This window comes from Haloferax marinum, from assembly GCF_009674625.1.
GTDB classification, from domain to species: Archaea; Halobacteriota; Halobacteria; order Halobacteriales; family Haloferacaceae; genus Haloferax; species Haloferax marinum.
On the sequence record NZ_WKJQ01000001.1, the window covers coordinates 1976797 to 2000273 of the forward strand.

The following is a 23477-nucleotide window of genomic DNA, read 5'->3' on the forward strand; positions in this document are numbered from 1 at the left end:
TGTTAGTATGGTGTGAGGAGAACGACACTGAGTGCGAACCCCACCGTTGCGAACAGCAGGACGAGGGCTGACTGGATGGTGTCGCTCAGTCGCGGTTCGGCCCCGACGAGCGAGGCGGTACGTTCGACGAGCGACGCAGCTGCGTGGCTCGCTGCGTCGCTGGTGGCGACCGCCCCGACAGAGAGCGCTGTCGTGCCACGGACGGCGAGTGGGTAGAGGACTCGGTCGACGTCGACGAGGTGTATCCGTGCGAGTCGCGTTCGGAACACGACGAACCCGAGGATACCGATGGCGAGGACAGCGCCGGCTTTGAGGAGTTCACTCGTCGCGTACGCGTCGAACCCACCAGCGTCGCCGGGCATCGAACCGAGGAGTGCCTCTGGGAAGATGCCGAACACGACCGACGGGATTGCGATAGCGATCAACACTGCCCGGAGGGTGAGGCTGGTGGGCCGTACGTCGAGGTCGTCCGGAGCGGTTCGGACGAACGCGTAGTAGCCGAACTTGGCGAACGACAGCACCGTCCCGACACTGCCGACGACGAGCATCCACCACAGCACTGTCTCTCCCGTGCTCTCGACGGCCTTCGTGATGAGACCTTTGCTGACGAACCCAGAGAAGCCTGGTGCCCCGGTGATGGCGAGTGCGGCGACGAGGAACGCCACGAACGTCACTGGCATCACGCGGGCGAGGCCCCCGAGGTGTTTGAGTGAGCGCTTTCCAGTCCGGTAGATGAGTACGCCGGCGACCATGAACAGCAAGCCCTTGTAGAGGACGTGCGCCACGAGATGGGCGAACGAACCGGAGACCCCAGCAGCAGTGCCGATTCCGAGTGCGACGACCATGTACCCCACCTGCGAGACGATGTGGTACGACAGGAGGCGGCGCATGTCGGTCTGGAAGATGGCCTGCGTGACTCCGTAGACGATCATGATGCCACCCAACCACGCGACGAGGACCGCACCGTCGGGTGCGACTCGGTAGAGGACCACGACGGCGACTTTGGTCGTGAAAGCCGCGAGGACGACGCTCGCTGCGACGTGCGGCCGGGGGTAAGTCTCTGGTAGCCAGAAGTGGAGTCCGATGAAGCCGAGGTTGACGCCGACACCGACGAGTGCCAGCGTTCTCGGCAGTCCTCCCGCGAGGCCACCGTCATAGACGAACGACCCAGTCGTCGCGAAGTGGAACGCGACGGCTGCGACGAGGAACGCCCCACCGACGAGGTGGTAAATCGCGTATCTGAACGCAGGTCTGACGGCGTCACCGCCGTGGTGCCAGACGAGAACGGTCGCGGTCACCGCGAGTAGTTCCCACCCGACGAGGAGGGTCAGCCAGTCACCTGCGAGCACCGCGACGACGCCGGCACCCATGTACGACAGTGCGTAGAGTTGTTGTCTCGAATCGGCGTCGGTCGCATAGCCGTACGCGAGGTTGACAGCGGCGATAAAGCCGAAGAGAATCACGACTGGGCGGGTGACCTCGTCGACGGTGAAGAGGACTTGTTCGAAGCCGAAGGGTGAGACCACGAGGTAGGACCCGGCGTCGATAGCCCACATCCACGGGATAGTGAGTCCGACGAGAACGACTCCGACGGCCGTCCCGACCGCCCGCGGGGTGACGGCCACGACGAGCAGTGCGAGGACGAACGCAACCCACGGAGGGGCGAGCGTCAAGAACTCGGTCATCCGAACACCTCCCAGACCACGGTCTCGGCGAGGTCCCAGAACGGAAGGTAACTCGGGACGACACCGAGGACGACGGCGAACCCGACGGTGACGAGAATCGGGACGAGCATGAGCGACGTCGTCTCGGTCGAGAGCGTTCGTCGCTCCCACCCGACCTGTCCGAGTCGGTGGGCGACGTCACCGCCATCGGTGGCGGCGTGTCGGCTCTTCGCTGCGGTTCCGCTCCCCGCAGTACGTGCCTCCTCGCCGGCGTGTGCTGGCGCGAACGCGTGTCGACTCGCCGGCGTCGACCCGTCACGCTGGCCGAAGAACGCCGCGTAGACGATGGGCCAGAAGTAGAGCAGTTTCAACAATCCGGCCACGAGGTAGGCAGCGACGAACACCGGAGCAGGACCCGCTGCGACACCGACGACGAGCGTGAACTTGCTGACGAACCCCGCGACGAGTGGGAAGCCGACGAGCCCTGCGGCTGCAACTGCGAACACGGTCATCGTGACCGGGAGTCTGCGACCGACACCTGCGAGGTCCGAGACGTACTTTTCGCCAGTCTCGACGGCGACGATGCCCGCGACGAAGAACAGTGTAATCTTCATGAACGCGTGGGCGACGACGTGGAGGAGCGCGCCAAACACCGCAAGGGGCGTCGCGATAGCGAGTCCCAACACGATGTACGAGAGTTGCGAGATGGTCGAGTACGCGAGGCCACGTTTGAGGTTGTCCTGTCGAAGGCCGACGAGTCCCGCGATGACCATCGTCGCTGCTGCAAAGACGGCGAGCGGAAGACCGACACCGAGGTCCCACATCGCCTCCGGGCCAAAGACGTAGAGGACGGTCCGAGAGAGAGCGAACACGCCACTCTTGACGACTGCAACAGCGTGTAAGAGCCCAGAGACGGGAGTTGGTGCAACCATCGCCGCCGGGAGCCACTTGTAGAGCGGGACGACTGCTGCTTTGACCCCGAACCCGACGGCGAGGAAGACGAACGCCGCCTGTGCGAGTGCCGAGTCAGTCGCGGCGAGGGCGGCGATTCCCCCTGGGACGAACGTGAGCGTCCCGACGAGAACCGCGACGAGGAGAACTCCGGCGAACGCGACGACGCCGCCACCGAGCGTGTACACGATGTACGTGCGCCCGGCAGCGCGTGCTGCCTTCGTCCCGGCGTGGACGACGAGCGGGTAGGTTGCCAGCGTCAGGAGTTCGTAGAAGACGAACAGCGTCAGTAAGTTCGCGGCGAGTGCGACGCCCATGGTCGCGGCGATGCTCCCGGCGAAGGCCGCGAAGTACCGCGTCTGGCCGTGTTCCTCGAGGCTCCGGACGTAGCCGACGCTGTAGACGCTCGTCACGACCCACAGCGTCGACGCGAGCAGTGCGAACAGGAGTCCTGCTGCGTCGCCACGTAGGCTGAGTTCGATACCGGCGATGGACCCGAGTGACGAGACGTGAGTGACCGGAGACCTGACCATCGTTGCGACGACTGCAAACGTTACGAGTGCCGCGACGAAGGTCCACGCTTCACGAAGTGTCGGATTCGACCGCGACACGTAGATGAGCGGAATCGCGACTGCGGGGATGGCCACCGCGGCCACTGGAAGGACGGACGCGACGTCGGTCATAGCCACCCCTCCACGACTGGCTGGAACCACAGTGCGAGGTCGGACGACCAGAGACCGAGGGCGACTACGACACCCCCGACGGCGGCGAGGAGGAGTGAGGCGCGAGTCAGGCTCTGTGTGTGCAGTTGTCCACCATCAGTGCTCACGTGCGACTGGCCTCCAGTCTCGCTTCCGCCCCGTCCCAAAACGCCGGCAGTTGGCGTGCCGAAGACCATCGTTTCGACGACGCGACCGACGTAGAGAATCGACAGTAGGGTGCTCCCAACGACGAGGGCAGCGATGGTCCACGATTCGGCGGCGACTGCTCCGAGCGCGACGTACCACTTCCCGGCGAATCCAGCGGTCGGCGGAAGGCCGACGAGTGACGCGAACACGACGCTCGCAGCGACTGTGAACAGGGGAGCGTCGCGGACGAGGCCAGTGTAGTCAGCGACCGTTTTCACGTCGAACTCTCTCGCCAGGATGCCGACGGACGCGAACAACCCACCTTTGGCGATGGCGTGGCTGAGGAGGAGGACGAGCGCGCCGGTCACCGCCGCCGGCGTCGCGAGACCGATGGCGACGACGATGAGGCCGAACTGCAGAACCGACGAGTAGGCGAGTAACCGGCGGATGTCGGTCTGTCGGAGCGTCAGGACGCCCCCTGCGACGACGCTCACCGCCCCCGCGACGAGGAGGCCGACTCGGGCGGCGGGCACGTCCGTCAGGAACCCCAGCGTGTACACACCGAACGTCAATCGCACGAGAGCGTATCCCGCGATCGTCGAGACGAGTGTCGCGAGGAGTGCACTCACGTCGGCTGGTGAGGTCGCGTACGCTGCAGGCTTCCACGTGTGAAGCGGGAACAACGCGATTTTCACACCCAACCCTACTGCGATGAGGACGAACGACGCGATGACTAGCGGCGAGTCGTAGCCGATTGCAGAGAGCGCCGCGTTGAGTCCGGCCATCGAGAGCGTTCCAGTCGCGACGTAGAGGTAGCCGACACCGAGCAGATAGAGCGTCGCGCCAACCGTCCCGACGAGGAGGTACCGGAACGCGGCGAGTGCGGCCGGGGCTCCCCGTCCGGTCGCCACGAGTGCGTACGCGGCGAGTCCAGAGATTTCGAGGAAGACGTACAGATTGAACACGTCGGCGGTGACGGTCACTCCAGAGAGCCCTGCGACGAGGAGGAGCCACAGACTGTCCCCGAACCTGGTGCTGTCAGTTCGGACGATCGCGAAGAACGCGACTGCAGTGCAAGCGACGAGGAGGAGGAATGCACTCGTCACGGCATCGGCGACGAGGCCGATACCAACCTCACTCGGAAGCCCGCCGACGACGGAGGAGACTGGTCCTCGTCGAGCGACAACTGCGGCCACCGCGACAGCGAGACCGACCTGGACGACGAGTATCCCACCGGTTAGGAGCCGAGACAGGCGAGTACGTCGACCGACGACGAGCGGGAGGACAGCACCGACGAGCGGCACCGTGACGACGAGCGCGAGCAACACACTCACGACTGTTGTGCCTCCTTGACCTCGCTCTCGTCGAGGGTCTCGTACTCGTCGTACACTCGGACGAGGAGCGCGAGCGCGACCGCCGTGACACTCACACCGACGACGATGGCCGTCAGGATGAGGACGTGTGGGAGGGGGTTGACTACCGGACCCGGTCCCGAAAGCAGTGGCGCGCTCCCGTCGCGACGGAATGCACTCGTGATGAAAAACAGGAACACGCCCGTCTGGAAGAGGTTCAGTCCGACGACCTTCTTCAGGAGGTTGTCGGAGTCGACGAGGACGAACACGCCGATGCCGACCAGAAGAGCGAACGCGACGTATGCGACCCGAGAGCTAAATACCATGACGAGGTCACTCATTGTCGACACCCCCGGACAGACGCACGAACAGGCTGACGACGACACCGGCCACCGTCGCTCCGATGCCGAGTTCGACGAACTCCGTCGCGTAGACCGACGGCTTGGGGATGGGAAGCACGTCGAACTGGAGGAACGACCCGCCTGCGAGAATGCCACCAAACGCGACCAGGACGAACGCGAGCGGACCCGCGACGACGAGTGCGAGAAGCCAGCGCGGTGAGAGCCACGCGGTGGTCCGCTCCATCCCGACTCCGAAGGCGAGGATGATGACGGCCGCTGCAGCGATGACTCCACCCTGGAATCCGCCGCCGACAGACGACGTCCCGTGGAACAGCGTAAACAGGGCGAACGTGAGGACGAACATCGCGACGAGTCGGGTGGTCACCGTCACGACTGGGCTGTCTGTCGGCCGGGTCGTCATCTCTCTTCCCCCTGGTTCAGAACCGCCACGGCGGCCACGACTGCGGTGACAACCACGGCGATCTCACCGAACGTGTCGAACCCGCGGTAGACGACGAGGATTGCAGTGACCACGTTGTCGATGCCGCGTGTGGCCGAGTCGGTGAGATAGTACTCCGTCACCGGCCCGAATCCTGGTGTGTCTGCCGCTCCGACGACGGGGAGAGCGGGGACCGTCAGGAGTAATCCACCGGTCACGAGGCTTGCGACGACGACCGACCGGCGACGCCCCTGTCGAACCGCGCCTGTGACCGCCGTTCGAAGGCGTGTTCCCTCCGACGCTCCGGCGTCACCGACGCGGGTTGCTTCGTCTCCGTCGACGAACTCCGACGAAGGCGTCGAGTTCTGTCTCTGCTGCTGGGGAACGCCGAATCCGATAGTTCGAGCGACGACGACGAGGAACAGCGCAGTCGTCACACCGGCACCGACGGCCGCTTCGGTGAGTGCGACGTCTGGGGCTCGAAAGACCAGCCACACCACTGCGAGACCGAGGCTGTAGGCTCCGAACGCCGCGAGCGTCGTGAGGATACCTCGTGCGAGCGCAGCGACGACTGCAGCGGCCACGACGAGGCCGAGCAGAATCGCGACGAGCAACTCCGTAATCATCTCACTTCTCACCTCTCGGAGCGGCGTGGGCAGACGGAGACGGTTGCTCGTCGGACGAACCTGTTCGAGTCCACGGCTCCACGCCCGAGCGCATCGCGGCGCGGACGATCGCGTGAGCAGCAGTCGGACCCGTCACGAGGACGAACATCGCGAGAACACCCAGTTTGAGGACTGCTCGTCCATCGTCGAAGGCGAGCGCTGCAGCGCCGAGTCCGAGCAGCGCACCCAGTGTCTCGGTCTTCGATGCGGCGTGTGCTCGGGCGAATACGTCTGGGAGGCGGACGAACCCGACGAGCGTGATGAGAGAGAACGCGACGCTTCCCGTGACGAGTGCGAGGACGAGCACGTCGAAGGGAGTCACCGTGGCTCACCCCCGTCGAGAGAGAGTTGCCCGAGACCGAGCGACAGCAGGAAGTTCAACAACCCATAGACGAGCGCGACGTCGAGGAATCCGACCTCCCCGAGTCCTGCTCCGAGGAGTGCGATGATGACGACGACGCTCGTTCCGATGACGTTCACGGCGACCATACGGTCCGCAGTCGTCGGACCGACGACGACACGCCAGAGGAGGGCGATGCTCACGAGCCCGAGGGCTGCTGCGCCGACGAGCAACCCGTTGGAGAGAAGCTCAGCGGTCATCGCGGTCGCTCCAGGCTCTGTGTGGGGGAGACGGTGGAGGCTACGTCCTCCGACTCGACACTGTCGTGGCCCACGACGTAGTCGACAGCGCGCACGAGTCCACCTGCGAGGAGTTCTTCGCGAGTTGCGTCGGTGAGCGTGTGGACGACGAGGTGGTCACCGTCGACGTCGACGGTGAGTGTTCCCGGTGTCAGGGTGATGCTGTTCGCCAAGAGAGCCGTCGCGAGTCGCCCTTCCGGTGCGGGAAGACGGACGACCGCAGGGTCGATCGGAAGCCTCGGGTCCAACAGGACGGCAGCGAGTGAGAGGTTTGCCCGCACGACTGCGAACAGCAAGTACGGAAGGAACACCAGTGCGCGCGAGAGCGTCCCAAGCGTTCGGACCGTCGGTGGCCGCTCGAAGACGACGTGTCCCATGACGACGGCGACGACCACAGCGCTGACGGCACCGGTCACGACGTCGAACCAGTCTGTGGGGTCACCGAGGAAGATGTAGAAGGCGAATGCGACGAGTGCAGTCCCGATTCGGGAGCCAATCGCTGTTCTCTTCAGCCCATTCGGGGCAGCGGGCTGGAAGAGTGAACTCACGACGTGTCCACCTCTCTGCAGACGTCGACCAGATACCGAACGAACACCTCCATTTCAATCACACAATGGTACTATCCGAATGGTATATTACCATATCGGTAAAAAATAGTGCTAATTTATGCTTATCCGGGAACAGAGTACGACTATGGACACGAGCGACCACCTATCAACCAACGCAACGGAACGTCGAGTACCCGGTCCGATGGGGTGAACTCATGGAAGGAAAACGAACCGGAGACGACCGGGTCTGGGCGCTTGCCTTCGGTCTCACTCTCGTGACGATGCCTGCGGTGACGCTGATACTCGCCTTCGCCGTCCTGAGTGCGACCCAAAGTGCCATCGTCGAACAGCTCACTCCGCTCGAGCTCGTAGAGTTGTACGTCGTCGAACTCGTCGCGTTCGCGCTGTTCAGTTACATCCTCTACCGACTCGCGCAGTATGCGTGGGCGCGACACGATGAACTGGCGAGCGAGCGTGAGACAGTCGAATCGGAGACGGTGACGAACGCAGACCCGGTCGACCAGGAGGCCAGTCAGTGACAAGCACAGACTCGGTCGACCAGGAGGCCAGTCGATGAGCCTTCCTCCGCACCAGTCGGTGAATGGCACCGACAGTGGGACGCAACCAGGCCGAGCACGGAGTGGTGCGCCCGCTGCCGGTGAGGCGGTCGGAGACCGGTTTTCGACAGACGAAATCTTCCAGCGTGTCGTCGCCACCGCGGACGAGGAAGTCGAATCTGGGACGCTCAAACTATATCTGAGCGGGCTCGCTGCGGGCTTCGCGATTACGCTCACTTTCTTTCTGTACGCGACAGGGAGAGCAGCGTTCCCGAACGACGCGACTGGGCTCCTCGCGCCCCTCCTCTACCCGCTCGGTTTCGTCTACATCATCATGGGACGGTACCAGCTCTACACCGAAAACACGTTGACGCCGGTGACACTCGTGTTGACCCGCGTCGCGAGCATCCCGTCGTTGCTCCGTGTGTGGGTGAGCGTGCTCGCAGGCAACCTCACCGGTGCACTCGTCGGGACGTTCGTCCTCGCTTCGAGTGGCGTGTTCTCACCCGCTGCTGCCGATGCCGCGGTCGGTATCGGGATTCAGGGTATCGAGACGCCGTGGTGGGACCTCGTGTTCAAGGCGATGTTCGCCGGCTGGCTCGTCGCGGGGCTCGTCTGGCTGGAACACGCAGTGAGAGATTCGATATCACGGGTGGTTCTCATCTACCTCGTCATCTACGCGATTCCTGCGTCTGGACTCTACCACATCGTCGTGAGCTCTGCCGACGTGTTCTACCTCGTGTTTACGGGGAACGTCGCGCTCACGACTGGGCTGTGGGAGTTTGTCGTTCCAGTCCTGCTCGGAAACACGATCGGTGGCGTGTTCCTCGTCACGCTCATCAACTACGGGCAGACAGAGAACCGTTTCCCCGAGAGCGAAGGCCCGCGTGCGCGACTTAGTCTCTCAGACTGGTTGTTCAGTCGGGAGATTAGCAAGCCTGGAGAGTAAACCAGTCTGCTAGTCAAGTCGCTTTGTGCGGCAACTGGCCAACGTGTGGGCGTATTTTCCCACGTTCCCGTCCGGGGTGTGCCACGTCGAAATCGATGGGGGAGGCGTCATCGCGTGTGACAGAGCTGTGTTAATCGACGCGTCGTCTGGCGAGTCGGAGTACAGAACTCCACGCTAACTCCGGTAGACACGAGTTCTCAGTGACGTCTAGCCACCATGCCACGTAATGGCGTCTCCCGTGTGATGCGCGTGAAATGCTATCGTCGGCACGTTTGTTGGTGGCCGCAGTGTCACTCACACCGCTCTACTCGATATACCAACAGGATATTCCAAAAACATTTCAAACCTCTATCTAGTTGGTGAGGTTGAATGTCTAACAAGGCAATAACAAATGGGCAGGTAACCGACGAGGCTGTTTCCGATTTTGCCACGTCTCTCCGTGGCGAGGTCGTTTCACAAGCCGACGATTCGTACGACGAAGCTCGTTCAGTTTGGAACGGCCTCGTCGACGCGTATCCGACCCTCATCGTCCGCTGTCGAGGCAGCGCTGACGTGGCCAAGGGAGTCGAGTTCGCGACGACTCACGACCTGCCATTCTCGGTTCGTGGGGGGGCTCACAACCAGACTGGAAGTTCGATGGTCGAAGAGGGAATCGTTCTCGACCTTGCAGGAATCGACCACGTTCGAGTGAACCCTGAGGAACAGGTTGCACAGGTTGGTGCCGGTTGCCGTGCTCGCGATGCACTCATCGAGACCCAGCACTATGGCCTCGCAATGCCGACCGGAAGTGCAGGAGACGTCGGTATTCCGGGCTCCACACTCGGTGGTGCAATCGGTTGGATGCGCCGAAAACACGGCCTCGGTATCGACGCGCTCCAGTCGGTCGACGTCGTCACGCCTAACGGGGAACTCGTCACTGCAAGTGAGAGCGAGAACGAAGACCTGTTTTGGGCTGTGCGTGGTGGTGGTGGCAATTTCGGTGTCGTCACGAACTTCGAGTTCGAACTGTACGAGGTACCGCCGATCGTCGCTGGTCTCGGGATTTTCTACCCCGGCGACGACGCCACGGAAGTATTCGAAAACTATCGTAAAGTAACGGCCGACGCCCCAGATGAAGTGACGACGATCGCTCTCAACAGCCACGTCCCAGACCTTCCACCGATGCCGGAGGAACTCGTCGGGAAGGACGCTGTCGCAGTCCTGGGCTGTTACATCGGTGACGACCCAGAGGAAGGCATGGAGGCGCTCCAACCGTTCCGTGAACTGGCTGATGAGTCGCTTCTCGACATGAGTGAGCCGATGCCGTACCTGATGCTTCACCAACTCGGGACGATGATGTTCCCCGAGGGGCGCAACTACTGTCACCGGTCGTGCTTCGTGGATGACCTCTCCGATGATCTGATCGACGCCATTCTCGACCACACTGAAGCGGCAGAATCGAACCTGTCGGGCGTCGGTGTCTGGCAGATGGGCGGCGCAATTAGTGACGTGGATTCGGACGCGACCGCGTACCCGCACCGTGATGCGGAATACATGATTACGGTGGAGGCGAACTGGGACGACGGCGACGACGACGCTAACATCGAGTGGACCCGTGAGGGTGATGACCTGCTCCGCAGTCTCGGTGGGTACGGTGCCTATGGTGGATTTACGGGTGTGGTCGCTCGCGAGAGTGAAAATGTCCCTGAACGCGTCTACGGCGAGAATCTCGAGCGTCTCGCTGATATCAAGGCACGCTACGACGCCTCGAACGACCTCGATAAGAACGTAAACGTCGCGCCGGCTGACGACTAACCCGGTACTCTCATTTTTGGACGACTGACTCAGTAGGTGTCAAGCAACCCGCTACAGTGGTGAACTCTGGTTTCGGTGTGCTCCCGAACTCCGTGCGGGGTTGTGAGCGAAGCGAACGGACCCGACGGGAATGCGTTATCGGGTGTGACAGAAATGGTTTAATCGGAGCGTTGTCTGGCGATTATTGGCGCTCCCTCGAACTATCTTAGTAGGCTTCGACGTGCTCGACGACTCGGTCTACGAACGCCTCTTCGAGACGCCCCTGCCACGCGACGAAGTCCTCTTTGCGAGGTGAATGAACTGCCTACGGAGAGACGAACGAGTCGCGAGGAACACCACCGACTTCCCACAGGTCATCGGTGCGTGGGAGTGAATCGCCGTACTCTTTCGTCGAGATGGCGACGGCGATGTACTGCTGGTCACCGAACGGGTGAGAATCGTTGTCGACGATGAGCCACGCTCTCGTTGTGTTTTCCCTTCTCGGTTCACCCGACGACCGACTGTTGTGTCGTATTCGGAGTCCATCCTTCTGTCATCACAATGTAACAAGACACACCAAGGTTCCATAATGGGTATTAGGACATCAAAATAGTTCCAATTCGTTCGCAACAGGTTCCTATACGATACTTTTATAACTCACCATGGTAGTGTGAGAATGTATAACGTATGTCGAGAGAAGAATACACACAGAACGACACACGGTCTGGTTCCAAATTGGGCAACGTTAGTGACCAATTCGAGGATTCGAACAGTCGACGGACGTTCCTGAAGGCTCTTGGGGTGACAGGCATCGCTGGACTCGCTGGATGTACCGGTGGCGGCGAGAGCTACGACGGCGAAGAGAACGGAGACGAAACGACTGCGTCGAGTGGTGGCGGAGAGACTGAAACTGAGGGCTCGGACGATGGTACCGCCGGTAGCTCGACACTCAGGATGAGCGCAACCCAACGGTTTGGCACCGTCGACCCTGCAAAAGGAACCGATTATACGCAGGTACTCGCGCTCGTTAATCTGTACGACCCCTTGGTGTTCCCCGATACGGAAGGAAATCTCAAACCACACCTCGCGGAAGACTGGACCGTTTCTGACGACAATAAGACCTACACGTTCACGCTCCGAGAGGGGGTGACGTTCCACAGTGGGAACCCCGTACGGGCCGAGGACGTGAAGTTCTCCGCAGAACGGTTCCTCGATATCAACCAAGGATACTCGTCGCTCCTCGGCAACGTCCTCTCGAAAGAGAACGTAACTGTCGAAGACGACCGGACAGTCTCGTTCACCCTCGACAGGGTACACTCTCCGTTCCTCGCGACGCTAGTTCTCCTCTTCGTCGTCGACAAGAAAGCGGTCATGGACAACGCAGCAGATGGTGACTTCGGCGACCGTGGAGATTACGCGCAGGACTACTTGAACAATAACGACGCAGGCTCTGGCCCGTACGAATTAGCAGGATTCGAACGGCAGGCACAGATCTCGTTCAGTCGATACACAGACTACTGGCAGCCGTTCAAAGATGGTGCATACGACAACGTCGTCGTGAAAATCATCACCAAAGACCCGACGGTTCGCTCGTTGATGAAGACGGGTGAGCTTGACGTGTCGAGTCAGTACCAGAGCGAGGAGACCTACCAAGCGCTCGCGAAAGAAGACGACATCCGAGTCGACTCGATTCCGACGGTGACGATGTTCTACTTTAAGATTAACACGCAGAAGTCGCCGACGGACGACCCTGCTGTGCGTGAAGCCATGGCGTACGGCTTCGACTACGAGACGGCGCGTAACCAAATCGCACCTGGGTCGCTGCCAGCACAAGGTCCATTGGCTCCGTCGTTCGGTGTCCACAACGACGACATCGTCCAACCGACGTACGACCCCGAGAAGGCAAAGCAAATCCTTGCTGACGCGGGGTACGAAGAAGGTGACATCACCGTCCAGAACACGTACGTGAAAGACTTCGGCCTCGAGGAGAAGATGGGACTTCTCTTCCAACAGAATATGGACGAGATTGGTATCAACGTCGAACTGAACCCGCAGACGTGGGGGACGATGACGGAACTCGCAACCAGCGTCGAAAAGACGCCACACGTCAACCAGGTGTTCTACGGCCCGGTCTACCCGTCGCCAGACACCGTATTCTACAACCAGTACCACTCCGGGACTGCGTCGACCTGGATGAGCATGGAACATCTCGAGGACTCGAAGGTCGACTCGTTGATCGATGAGGCTCGTTCGACCGTCGACCCCGACACTCGTGGGCAGTTGTACGCTGACTTGCAGGACCACCTCGCAAACCTGTACCCAGACCTGTTCATCTTCGTCCAGTCGAAGAAACACGCGTTCGCTGAAGACGTCCAAGGCTACACGTTCCGGCCATCCATGAGCTTCGACTACTGGTTCCCCGACTTCTACCAAGAATGAAATACTGGCAGTACCTCGTGCGGCGTCTCGCGGGCATCCTCGTGAGTCTCATCGGTCTCTCGATTATCATCTTCACGACGTCACGGGTACTTCCTGGGAACCCCGCACGAATGGCACTCGGTGCACTCGCATCGGAAGAACAAGTTCAGGAACTTGCGGCAGAGATGGGCTTGAACAAGCCAATTCCACTGCAGTACCTCGACTACATGCAGGGGCTGTTGGTCGGTGACCTCGGGACGAGTCTCGAGACGAAGCAGGCAGTGAGCACCGACATCGTCAACTACCTTCCAGCGACGCTGGAACTCATTACGGTCTCGATGTTCCTCACGGTGGTTATTGGGATTCCGCTTGGGGTCATCGCCGCACAGAACAAAGACGGACTCACTGACAACGCGACTCGGTTACTCGCATTTTTCAGTGTGAGTGTTCCCGGATTCTTCATCGCGATTATGTTCCAGTTGATCTTCGGCTATCTTCTGGAATGGCTCCCGATTACGGGGCGTCTCTCAGCAGAGCACGCCGCCGGTGTTTCGAAGTTCACCGGGTTCCTCCTCGTTGACACGATACTCTCTGGGAATCTCGCTGCCCATCTCGATGCGTGGGCACACATCATCCTCCCAGCACTCGCCCTTTCGCTGGCAGGTATCGGACAAGTGATGCGGATTACTCGGTCGAGCATGATCGACGTGAAAGACCAGGATTACGTGGAAGCCGAGCGCGGGTTCGGCCTTCCATCGTGGCTCGTGACGTACAAATACACACTGAAGAACGCGTTCATTCCAACGCTCACGATCCTCGGACTTCTATACGCGTCACTCCTCGGAAACGCATTCTTGATAGAACTCGTGTTCACGTGGCCGGGGCTCGCGTCCTACGGTGTCACTGCCGTGCTGAACAACGACTTCAATGCCGTCGTCGGTGTGACGATGACGATCGGCATCGCGTTCGTCAGTATCAATTTCCTCGTCGATATTCTGCTGGGTCGTGTCGACCCCAGAATCCGACTTGCGATGGAGGAAGCAACATGAGTACAGAATCTGCAACAGGCTTCGACCGGTTCGTCTCCGAAGAGCGACGCGAACTCTGGCAGCGCTCGTGGAAACGGTTCTCGAGCAGACCGATGAGCGTCATCGGCCTCGGTATCATCATCGCGGTAATCCTGCTGGCAGTGTTCGCACCGCTTGTCGCACCGTACCCCGAACACGCTGGGAAGTTCACCGACTTCTCGAACACGCTTCAACCACCGAGTCTCGAGCACCCACTCGGGACGGACCACGTCGGCCGTGACGTACTGTCGCGTATCCTCTTTGGATACCGACTGTCGCTCATGCTCGTCGGGGTCGTCCTCGGCTTTGGTGTTCCGGTCGGTGTCCTGCTTGGACTCGTCGCAGGTTACTACGGCGGGTGGGCAGAGACCATCATCATGAGAGCAACTGATACAGCACTTGCGTTACCGCCGCTCGTAATGGCGCTCGCCATCACGTCGGCGTTAGAGCCGACGTTGACGAATGCGATGATTGCAATCGCTGCTCTCTGGTGGACGTGGCACGCTCGCCTCGTCCAGAGCATCGTCGCGAGTGAACGGAGCGAAGAGTACGTGCAAGCAGCAAAGCTCGCTGGCGCGAGTACCCCGCACATACTCTTCCGTGAGATTCTCCCAAACACACTCTCGCCAATTCTGGTCAAAGTGACGCTCGACGCAGGGTTCGTCATCCTCATCGGTGCCGGACTTTCGTTCATCGGCGTCGGTGTCCAACCACCACAGCCCGGTCTCGGGACGATGGTCAGTCAGGGGACGTCCTACCTCCCGGATTCGTGGTGGGTAAGCGTCTTCTCAGGGCTCGCAATCTTCACCCTGGTTATGGGGTTCAATATGCTCGGTGACGGGCTTCGTGACCTCTTCGACGTGGAGGTGAACCGATGAAACTCGACGAACCAGTCGCAACCGACCCACTGCTGACCGTCAAAGACCTCGAAGTCGGCTTCGAATCCTTCGACGGGTTCGCAGAAGTCATCGACGGTGTCAACCTCTCCATCGGAAAGGGTGAGGTCGTCACCATCGCTGGAGAGACTGGCTGTGGCAAGTCTGTGACGATGAAGTCCATCCTCAGACTCCTGAACCAGCCACCGGCCCGAGTGAACGGCGAGATAACCTTCGACGGGACAGAGCTACTCTCCCTGTCGGACTCGGAGTTCGAGCGTGTCAAAGGCCAGCGAATGAGCCTCGTCTTTCAGGACCCGATGTCGAGTCTAAACCCGACGTTCACGATCGGTGAGCAACTCACCGACACGGCACAGTTCGGTGGGGACAGCGACACTGGCGTCATCGAATTCTTCCGACGGAAGTTCAGCAGCGAACGCGACGAGGCTCGAGAGCGTGTCTTAGAGATGCTCCGTGAGGTTCAGATGCCTGACCCGGAGAACATCATGGACTCGTATCCGTCGCAACTCTCGGGAGGGATGCGCCAACGAGCACTCATCGCACAAGCGCTGTTAAACGAGCCCGACCTCTTGATTGCAGACGAAATCGGGACTGCGCTCGACGTGACGATCCACGACCAGATTCTCGACCTGCTCAAAGACCTCATCGAAGAACACGACCTGAGTGTTCTGATGATCACGCACAACCTCGGGGTTGCCAGACAGGTGAGCGACCGCGTCTACGTGATGTATGGTGGTCGAATCGTCGAGACGGCCCCGACAGAGGAGCTGTTCGAGAATCCAAAACATCCCTACACACAGGGACTCATCGCATCCATCCCGCGGTTGACTGGCGACGAGATGGCAGAAGGTATCGACGGCTCGATTCCCGAATATCTCGACCCGCCACGGGGGTGCCGGTTCGCACCTCGGTGCCCGTATGCAACTGCTGAATGTGAACAGGGGCGGCCAGAAATGTACCAGGGAACCAACCAGTCCGGTGTCGAGTGTATTCTCTACGATGAAACTGTCGAACTATCAGACCGACCAACTGTCGAAGAGACTCGAAGTCACATGACTCGACGGTCGGGAAGCCTCATGGGGGATGACTGATATGAGTGGGTCACTCCTCGCAGTCGACGGCCTCAAGAAGTACTTCCCGGTGAAGGGAGGCATCATCAAACGAACGACAGACCACGTGAAGGCTGTCGACGGGGTCTCTTTCGACATCGAACGAGGCCAGACACTCGCACTCATCGGTGAGTCGGGAAGTGGCAAGAGTACTGTCGCTCGGACGATAATCGGTCTCCATCGCGCGACCGATGGAACCGTAGAGTTCGACGGTGAGGACATCACGAATGCGACCGACGAGCAATTGGCTCGGCTTCGGTCGCGGATTCAGATGGTGTTTCAAGACCCGACGTCGAGTCTGAACCCACGACGGACGATTGGGAAATCACTCGCAGTGCCGCTGAAGGCACGTGGTGTTCCGAAATCCGAACGCCGTGACCGGGTAATCGACCTACTCGAACGAGTCGAGCTCAACGACGAGTACTGGAATAAGTACCCTCACGAGCTCTCGGGTGGACAGAAACAGCGCGTCAACATCGCCCGTGCGCTCGCTGTCGAGCCGGACCTACTGTTACTCGACGAGCCAACGAGCGCCCTCGACGTGAGTGTCCAAGCGAAAATCATCGCGCTTCTCGAGGACCTCCAAGAAGAGTTCGACCTCACCTACCTCTTCATCACGCACGACCTCTCGCTGGTCCGTAATTTCGCCGACGAGACTGCAGTGATGTACCTCGGTGAGATTCAAGAACGGGGGGTGACCGAAGAAGTATTCCAGCGACCGAGACACCCATACTCTCGAGCGCTCCTCTCGGCGATTCCTGTCACAACGGAGGAAGAAGAAGCATACAAACCCCGTCACGAACCGCTTCGTGGCGAGATACCGAGTCCACGAGACGTCCCATCCGGGTGTCGGTTCCACACTCGTTGTCCGTACTCGACAGATGCGTGTTCCGCCGAAGAGCCGACGTTCGCGACGGTCGATTCGGGTCCAAGCGTTCGGTGCCACATCTACGACGAGAGCTATCGAGACGAGTTCGATGAGATTCCAGAAGTGGCTGTTGAGGCCATCACGGACGGTGGAGGAACCGCCGCGAAGCACACAGAACGAGACGTAGAGCAGTGACTACGATGAAAATCACGACAGACAATATCGACGACTTCGCCACCGGTGCAACCGTCCTTGGGACGGGCGGCGGTGGTGACCCATATATCGGGAAGCTGATGGCTGAACAGGCCATCGAAGAACACGGCCCAGTCGAGCTTATCGACCCACGTGAGGTCCCAGACGATGCTCTCGTCATTCCGAGCGCGATGCTTGGAGCACCCACGGTGATGGTCGAAAAGATTCCTCGAGGGACGGAAGCCCTCGCAGCGTTCGAGTCTTTAGAGACACATCTCGGCCAAGAAGCGTACGCGACGATGAGTATCGAAGCGGGCGGGCTGAACAGTACCGTTCCAATTGCCGTTGCTGCGGCACTCGACCTCCCCCTCGTCGACGCTGACGGGATGGGACGTGCGTTCCCAGAAGTGCAGATGGTGACGCTCACGATGGGTGGAATCAGTGCGACTCCGATGAGCATCGCCGACGAGAAAGGCAATTCGTTGTTTGTGGACACGATCGACAACGAGTACGCCGAGGCGTTCGCCCGCGTAACGAGTATCGAGATGGGTGGTGCGTGTATGATTGGAACCTACGCTCTTTCTGGAGCAGAGGTTCGTGAACACGCGATTCTCGATTCGATGTCGCTCGCACACGACATCGGAGAATCGATCCGAACCGCAAAGGACCGCTCACAAGACCCTGTCGAGTCTGTCCTCGAACTAACCCACGGGTACGAATTATTCGAGGGCAAAATCGTCGACGTTCAGCGCCGGACCGAAGGTGGATTCGCGGTTGGCGAAGCCACCCTCGAAGGGTTGTCCGACTGCGAGGGTCGCCAACTCACGTTGAACTTCCAGAACGAGCACCTCGTTGCTCGTGACTCTGCGCACGGAATCCTCGCGAGTACGCCCGACCTGATTACTGTCCTCGACGCGGAAACAGGCGATCCAATTACGACCGAGCGCATGGCCTACGGCCACCGAGTTCGGGTCATCGGTATGCCCTGTTCGCCAAAGTGGCGGACCGACGAAGGACTGGACCTCGTCGGGCCTGAATATTTCAACTACAGTATCGACTACGAACCAATCGAAACTCTCCAAAATCAAATCAATGACTGACTACAGAATCGGAATCGACGTTGGCGGTACGAACACGGACGCGGTCGTAATGAACAGCGACGACGACCTGCTTGCAAAGACAAAAACTCCGACGACAGAAGACATCACCACAGGTATCTTGAACGCTCTCGATGTCGTCCTCGACGACAGCGGAGTGAGCGAAGACGAACTCGAGTACGTGATGCTCGGGACGACGCACGCGACCAATGCGATTACTGAACGTCGTGGACTCAACGAGGTTGGTGTCATCCGAATCGGTGCACCAGCGACTCAGAGTATTCGCCCGCTATTAGAGTGGCCAGACGACTTGGCCGACGCAATCGGGAACAACGTCGCCATCCTCGATGGTGGACACGAGTTCGATGGACGAACTCTCAACGATCTCGATGAAGAAGAGATTCGTGAGCAAGTCCGTGAGTTCGCAGACGTCGACGCCTTCGCTGTGACGAGTGTCTTCTCACCAGTCCGAGACGACCACGAGAAACGCGTCACTGAGATAATTCGAGAGGAAGTCGGAGACGACGTTCCCGTCTCCGTTTCGAACGAGATTGGGAGCGTTGGCTTGCTCGAACGTGAGAACGCGACGGCACTCAACGCAGCCCTCACAAACGTCGCCGAAGAGGCCGCGACTGCGTTCGTCGATGCGATGGACGAGCGTGGAATCGACGCGAATCTCTACTTCGGACAGAACGACGGGACGCTGATGAGCGTCGACTACGCCATCCGATATCCAATCTTCACAGTCGCGAGCGGGCCGTCCAATTCGGTCCGTGGGGCAGCATACCTCTCCGAGGTCGAAAACGGAATCATCGTCGACGTCGGCGGAACCACCACCGACGTCGGTGCAGTCACCGAAGGGTTCCCACGCGAAAGTAGCGTTGCCGTCGAGATTGGTGAGGTCAAGACCAACTTCAGAATGCCGGACATCATCGCGATAGGCATCGGTGGTGGCTCGATAGTCTCCACCGATGGTGACGTCACTGTTGGCCCACAGAGTGTCGGGTACAAACTGACTGAGAAGGCCAAATGTTTCGGAGGAGAGGTTCTCACTGCAACCGACTTGGAAGTTGCCGCCGGGACGATCGATATCGGGCCTGAGACGCCAGACGTCGACCAGACCGTCGTCGAAGCAGCCCGCGAATACGTCAGAGAACGTGTCGAGCGTGAAGTCGACCGGATGAAAACGAGTGCCGACCCGGTCCCAGTCGTCATCGTCGGCGGTGGGAGTATCCTCGTGCCTGATGAGATAGAGGGTGCGAGTGAGGTCTACAAACCTGACCACTACGAAGTTGCGAACGCTGTCGGTGTCGCAATCGCACAGGTGTCGGGTGAAGTCGACCGCATCTACAGTCTCGACGAGATGAGTCGTGAAGAAGCGATTCAGAGTGCGAAAGACGAAGCAACGGACAACGCCCTCGCCGCAGGTGCCGACGAAGACAGTGTCGACATCGTCGACGTCGAAGAGGTCCCACTCTCGTACCTTCCCGGCAATGCCGTGCGAATCAAAGTGAAAGCCGCAGGAGCGCTCGACCACTGATGACGGTGGAAATTGGTGTCGAAGAGATAGAAGATATCGCACTCGGGGCGACAGTTCTTGGTACCGGTGGCGGTGGAGACCCCCACGTCGGGAAACTCGTCGCAAAACAAGCGATCGAAGAGTTCGGTCCCGTCGAACTCGTTCACCCCGACGAACTCGCCGAGGACGCCTTCGTCGTCCCAACAGCACAGATGGGTGCACCGACGGTCTCTGTCGAGAAGCTCCCGAGTGGACAGGAGGCAGTCGACTCACTCGAACGTATCGAACGCGAACTCGACCAGGAAGTCGATGCGACGATGCCGATAGAATGTGGTGGCATCAATTCGACGTTCCCATTTGCAGTCGCTGCTCGCCGTGGACTTCCCGTCGTTGACGCCGATGGCATGGGGAGAGCATTTCCTGAACTTCACCACGAGACGTTCAACATCTATGGCGTCAGTGGGACGCCTGCCGCAGTCAGTGACGAACGCGGGAATACGTGTCTGATCGAGACTGCAGATAACGAGCAACTCGAATGGCTCGCCCGAGGAATCACGGTTAGAATGGGCGGTGTTGCGTACGTTTCTGACTACCCCATGACAGGCACAGAGGTGAAAGACACCGCAATCCCAGGAACGATGACTCTCGCACGTAACCTTGGTCGAGAACTCAGGAAAGCCGAAGATGATGCGATGGACGCGATCCGTGAGGTGACGCGGTCTTCCATCTATGGCGAGGCCCAGTCGTTATTCGAAGGCAAAATCGTCGACGTTCAACGCCGAACTGAACAGGGATTCGTATTCGGACACGTCGACGTCGGCGGACTTGGTCCAGACGAAGGCTCGACGATGCGTATCGAGTTCCAAAACGAGAACCTTGGTGCCCAAGTCGACGGAGAGTACGTCGCAACAGTGCCAGACCTCATCACTGTCCTCGACCTCGAAACTGGAGGGCCCATCCCAACGGAGAGCCTTCGATACGGCGCGCGAGTCCGCGTTCTCGGGGTCAGAACCCCCGAAATCATGCGAACTCCTGCGGCCCTTGACGTTTGGGGACCACGCTCGTTCGGCCTCGAGACGGCCTACAAACCATTGGAGGGTGAATGATGAGTTTCGACATCCCACAACTAACAGAGATTACTATCGACGATCTCGAAGCACTCGGGACTGGAGCAGGAATTCTCGGTACAGGTGGTGGTGGCAATCCACGTATTGGTCGTCTCCGCCTCCAGACGCTCTTCGAAGACGAAGGGTATCCTGATTCGGTCAAGCTAGTTTCACCGAAGGACCTCCCGGCAGATGCAACGGTTGCAAGTGTCGGTGGGATGGGTGCGCCGACTATCAGCGTCGAAAAGTTCCCAAAAGGAGACGAGGATTACAAATCGCTCCGCGCTATCGAGTCGTTCTCCGGTGAGACAGTAGACGCCATTATTCCGGGCGGAATTGGAGGCGCGAACAGTATGGCACCGTTATGTGTCGCAGCGATGGCGGACCTTCCAGTCGTCGACGGTGATGGCATGGGGAGGGCGTTCCCAGAGCTCCAGATGGACACGTTCTTCATCTACGGTTCGCCCGTGAACTACGCCGCGACGACAGACGAGCGAGGAAACCAAGTCGTGTACAAAGACATCGACTCTGCGAAGCGCCTCGAAGATTTCGCTCGCTCGATTACGGTACAGATGGGCGGACGGTCAGGGTACGCATTCCCGCTCATGACTGGCGAGTTCATCTCCCAGTATGCGATTCCACACACCGTCTCGCTCGCGACTGAATTAGGCCGAGCCGTCGAGAGAGCACGGCAGCAAGGAGCGGACCCGGTAAAGGCGAGTCGTGAACTCCTTGGCGGAAAAGACCTCTTCACTGGAAAAGTCGTCGACGTTCACCGCCGTAACAGGGATGGATTCGCAATGGGGAGCGTCACCCTCTCTGGATTGGACGATGACTCTCGTCTAGAGATCGAGTTCCAAAACGAATTCCTCATCGCCCGAGCAGACGATGATCGCGTTCTCACGACGGTCCCCGACCTCATTTGCATTGTCGACAATGATACGGGCGCTCCTGTTATGACCGATGCACTCAGATACGGTCAGCGGGTTCGAGTCCTCGGGATACCTGCACCCGAACTCCTCACAACTCCAGAAGCGCTCGATGTGATTGGGCCGGAAGCATTTGGATACGAATTGACCTACGAACCACTACCACGAGGTGAAACTGGCTGGTAACCACGCCAGTTGGCTTGGCCACAGAACGAGAACCGATTTTTTAGACCCTATCCACCGAATCACTCACCACAAATTAGCCGATATGCACAACTGTAGTTCCGTTTTGGCTAATTTATTCACCAATAGTTTCAAATCGTCTGATGAATACGATTGTACATGGAAAATACTGACCTCGGATCTATCAACGGAAAGTCACACGACCCGGACACGCCGGAGGCAGTACTCGAAAATTATCTCGATGAACACGATTACGAGATCTTTCGGGCACTAAACGCAAATGGCAGAATGTCCGATACTGAACTCGCAGACCGAGTTGGGCTCTCTCGAACTGCAGTCCGCCGACGTCGTGAAAAGCTTCAAGAAGGCGATGTACTGGAAATCCTCGCAGTAATCGTCCTCCAAGAAGCAGACCTTGCAGATGCACAGATTCTCGTCTCGTTCGACCAGCACGTCTCGTCTGACGTGAGAAAGCAATTCATCACGAAGTTGATCGACGAGGGACTCGTCTACAATACGAGCTCTTGTCTCGGAGAATACGATCTCACGTTTAGTGCATGGCACACGGATCTCAACTCACTCAAAGAGTACGTCTGGGACCTCTTCGATGGAGAAGAAATCGTCAACGACTACACCATCATCCCACTGTTGAAAACCTGGAAAGCGTGGGACAAAGAACTGGACCGGCCATAACCTGTCTTCACTCGCACACTCTCGTCCGAGTGCCTACTCGATGGGCAAGTGAATCTCTACGCGAATTCTCATGCGGGCGGTTCAGACCGACGCTGTCTGTCGATTAGAAGAACGACGGTCCCGATGGGATTCCCACGAGCAGCGTGAGACGGCACTGCCGTCTCACTGGCCATGCGGGCGACTTGTGGGTCGCCCGCAGACGACAGCGAGTGGGAAGTCGTCGGGGGAGTGAGCGAAGCGAACGGACCCGACGGGAATGCGTCATCGCGTGTGACGAATCTGTTTTAATCAGCGCGTTGTCTGGTGATTTGCGCCGCTCCGATACTGTTCTATGGCCGAGGCCGAAACAGTGGGAGAATAAAAATAATAGCGGGAAGATTTTTGATTCTTCCCGTACGAGCTATGCCATGTCGAAATCGACGGACGAACGGGGTCGAATCTACCTCCCGAAGGACGTCCGGTCACGGTTCGGCGAGCGCTATCGCATCGTCGAACTACCGAGCCACGTCGCGCTCTTCCCGGTTGACGACGACCCATTAGAGGGACTTCGTGAGGCAGTTGGCGACGCCTTCGAGGAGACTGACGCAGACGAACTCAAAGAGGAGGCGAGGAGAGCAATCTCCGAAGAAATCGAAGCCGAGGACGAAGAGCGGTCAGCGAATCGAGAGGCCTGA

23 protein-coding genes are annotated in these 23477 nt (G+C 59.5%); 14 read left to right on the forward strand and 9 right to left on the reverse strand.

The window, feature by feature from the left end; all coding sequences use genetic code 11:
• Window positions 1–2 precede the first annotated feature (2 nt).
• Genes GJR99_RS10055 through GJR99_RS10095 form a run of 9 tightly spaced genes read right to left on the reverse strand, consistent with a single transcriptional unit; the run spans window position 3 to window position 7447 of the window.
• Complete coding sequence (locus GJR99_RS10055; RefSeq protein WP_151111753.1) at window positions 3–1685, reverse strand: proton-conducting transporter transmembrane domain-containing protein; 1683 nt, start codon at window positions 1683–1685, stop codon at window positions 3–5.
• Window positions 1682–3298 (reverse strand): proton-conducting transporter transmembrane domain-containing protein, encoded by a 1617-nt coding sequence (locus GJR99_RS10060; protein ID WP_154325976.1) that lies wholly within the window; start codon window positions 3296–3298, stop codon window positions 1682–1684. Before GJR99_RS10060 ends, GJR99_RS10055 begins: the two co-directional genes overlap by 4 nt.
• Window positions 3295–4797, reverse strand: coding sequence for a complex I subunit 5 family protein (locus GJR99_RS10065; RefSeq protein ID WP_151111757.1), 1503 nt, complete (start codon window positions 4795–4797; stop codon window positions 3295–3297). Before GJR99_RS10065 ends, GJR99_RS10060 begins: the two co-directional genes overlap by 4 nt.
• A complete protein-coding gene (locus GJR99_RS10070; protein WP_225317611.1) occupies window positions 4794–5156 on the reverse strand; it encodes a cation:proton antiporter subunit C in 363 nt (120 codons plus the stop codon). The genes GJR99_RS10065 and GJR99_RS10070 overlap by 4 nt, the downstream gene beginning before the upstream one ends.
• A complete protein-coding gene (locus GJR99_RS10075) occupies window positions 5149–5577 on the reverse strand; it encodes an MnhB domain-containing protein (RefSeq protein ID WP_151111759.1) in 429 nt (142 codons plus the stop codon). Before GJR99_RS10075 ends, GJR99_RS10070 begins: the two co-directional genes overlap by 8 nt.
• On the reverse strand, window positions 5574–6221 hold the full coding sequence (gene mbhE, locus GJR99_RS10080; protein WP_151111761.1) for a hydrogen gas-evolving membrane-bound hydrogenase subunit E: 648 nt from the start codon (window positions 6219–6221) through the stop codon (window positions 5574–5576). The genes GJR99_RS10075 and mbhE overlap by 4 nt, the downstream gene beginning before the upstream one ends.
• Window position 6222: 1 nt before the next feature.
• Entirely contained in the window at window positions 6223–6582 is a 360-nt protein-coding gene (gene mnhG / locus GJR99_RS10085; RefSeq protein WP_151111763.1) for a monovalent cation/H(+) antiporter subunit G, read from the reverse strand.
• Window positions 6579–6860, reverse strand: a complete 282-nt coding sequence (locus tag GJR99_RS10090; protein WP_151111765.1) for a monovalent cation/H+ antiporter complex subunit F — start codon at window positions 6858–6860, stop codon at window positions 6579–6581. Before GJR99_RS10090 ends, mnhG begins: the two co-directional genes overlap by 4 nt.
• The gene (locus tag GJR99_RS10095) at window positions 6857–7447 is read right to left on the reverse strand and encodes a Na+/H+ antiporter subunit E (protein WP_225317612.1); all 591 of its coding nucleotides are present in this window, start codon (window positions 7445–7447) and stop codon (window positions 6857–6859) included. The genes GJR99_RS10090 and GJR99_RS10095 overlap by 4 nt, the downstream gene beginning before the upstream one ends.
• A gap of 215 nt (window positions 7448–7662) precedes the next feature.
• On the opposite strand from GJR99_RS10095, the gene GJR99_RS10100 reads away from it, so the two are divergent.
• The 14 genes from GJR99_RS10100 (at window position 7663) to GJR99_RS10170 (ending at window position 23477) form a co-directional block, all read left to right on the forward strand.
• The gene (locus GJR99_RS10100) at window positions 7663–7986 is read left to right on the forward strand and encodes a hypothetical protein (RefSeq protein WP_191967103.1); all 324 of its coding nucleotides are present in this window, start codon (window positions 7663–7665) and stop codon (window positions 7984–7986) included.
• Window positions 7987–8020: 34 nt separating this feature from the next.
• A complete protein-coding gene (locus GJR99_RS10105; RefSeq protein WP_151111767.1) occupies window positions 8021–8953 on the forward strand; it encodes a formate/nitrite transporter family protein in 933 nt (310 codons plus the stop codon).
• A gap of 369 nt (window positions 8954–9322) precedes the next feature.
• Window positions 9323–10747 (forward strand): FAD-binding oxidoreductase, encoded by a 1425-nt coding sequence (locus GJR99_RS10110; RefSeq protein WP_151111769.1) that lies wholly within the window; start codon window positions 9323–9325, stop codon window positions 10745–10747.
• Between the two features lie 666 nt (window positions 10748–11413).
• Window positions 11414–13165, forward strand: coding sequence for an ABC transporter substrate-binding protein (locus GJR99_RS10120; protein WP_151111771.1), 1752 nt, complete (start codon window positions 11414–11416; stop codon window positions 13163–13165).
• The gene (locus GJR99_RS10125; RefSeq protein WP_151111773.1) at window positions 13162–14193 is read left to right on the forward strand and encodes an ABC transporter permease; all 1032 of its coding nucleotides are present in this window, start codon (window positions 13162–13164) and stop codon (window positions 14191–14193) included. Before GJR99_RS10120 ends, GJR99_RS10125 begins: the two co-directional genes overlap by 4 nt.
• The gene (locus tag GJR99_RS10130) at window positions 14190–15089 is read left to right on the forward strand and encodes an ABC transporter permease (protein WP_151111775.1); all 900 of its coding nucleotides are present in this window, start codon (window positions 14190–14192) and stop codon (window positions 15087–15089) included. The genes GJR99_RS10125 and GJR99_RS10130 overlap by 4 nt, the downstream gene beginning before the upstream one ends.
• Window positions 15086–16198 (forward strand): ABC transporter ATP-binding protein, encoded by a 1113-nt coding sequence (locus GJR99_RS10135; protein ID WP_151111777.1) that lies wholly within the window; start codon window positions 15086–15088, stop codon window positions 16196–16198. The genes GJR99_RS10130 and GJR99_RS10135 overlap by 4 nt, the downstream gene beginning before the upstream one ends.
• Complete coding sequence (locus GJR99_RS10140; protein WP_151111779.1) at window positions 16191–17279, forward strand: ABC transporter ATP-binding protein; 1089 nt, start codon at window positions 16191–16193, stop codon at window positions 17277–17279. The genes GJR99_RS10135 and GJR99_RS10140 overlap by 8 nt, the downstream gene beginning before the upstream one ends.
• Window positions 17280–17284: 5 nt before the next feature.
• The gene (locus GJR99_RS10145; protein WP_151111781.1) at window positions 17285–18376 is read left to right on the forward strand and encodes a DUF917 domain-containing protein; all 1092 of its coding nucleotides are present in this window, start codon (window positions 17285–17287) and stop codon (window positions 18374–18376) included.
• The gene (locus GJR99_RS10150) at window positions 18369–19913 is read left to right on the forward strand and encodes a hydantoinase/oxoprolinase family protein (protein WP_151111783.1); all 1545 of its coding nucleotides are present in this window, start codon (window positions 18369–18371) and stop codon (window positions 19911–19913) included. Before GJR99_RS10145 ends, GJR99_RS10150 begins: the two co-directional genes overlap by 8 nt.
• Window positions 19913–20998 (forward strand): DUF917 domain-containing protein, encoded by a 1086-nt coding sequence (locus GJR99_RS10155; protein ID WP_151111785.1) that lies wholly within the window; start codon window positions 19913–19915, stop codon window positions 20996–20998. The genes GJR99_RS10150 and GJR99_RS10155 overlap by 1 nt, the downstream gene beginning before the upstream one ends.
• Window positions 20998–22113, forward strand: a complete 1116-nt coding sequence (locus GJR99_RS10160; protein ID WP_151111787.1) for a DUF917 domain-containing protein — start codon at window positions 20998–21000, stop codon at window positions 22111–22113. The genes GJR99_RS10155 and GJR99_RS10160 overlap by 1 nt, the downstream gene beginning before the upstream one ends.
• 156 nt (window positions 22114–22269) lie before the next feature.
• Entirely contained in the window at window positions 22270–22803 is a 534-nt protein-coding gene (locus GJR99_RS10165; protein ID WP_151111789.1) for an Lrp/AsnC family transcriptional regulator, read from the forward strand.
• 407 nt (window positions 22804–23210) lie between these two features.
• On the forward strand, window positions 23211–23477 hold the full coding sequence (locus GJR99_RS10170) for an AbrB/MazE/SpoVT family DNA-binding domain-containing protein (RefSeq protein WP_151111791.1): 267 nt from the start codon (window positions 23211–23213) through the stop codon (window positions 23475–23477).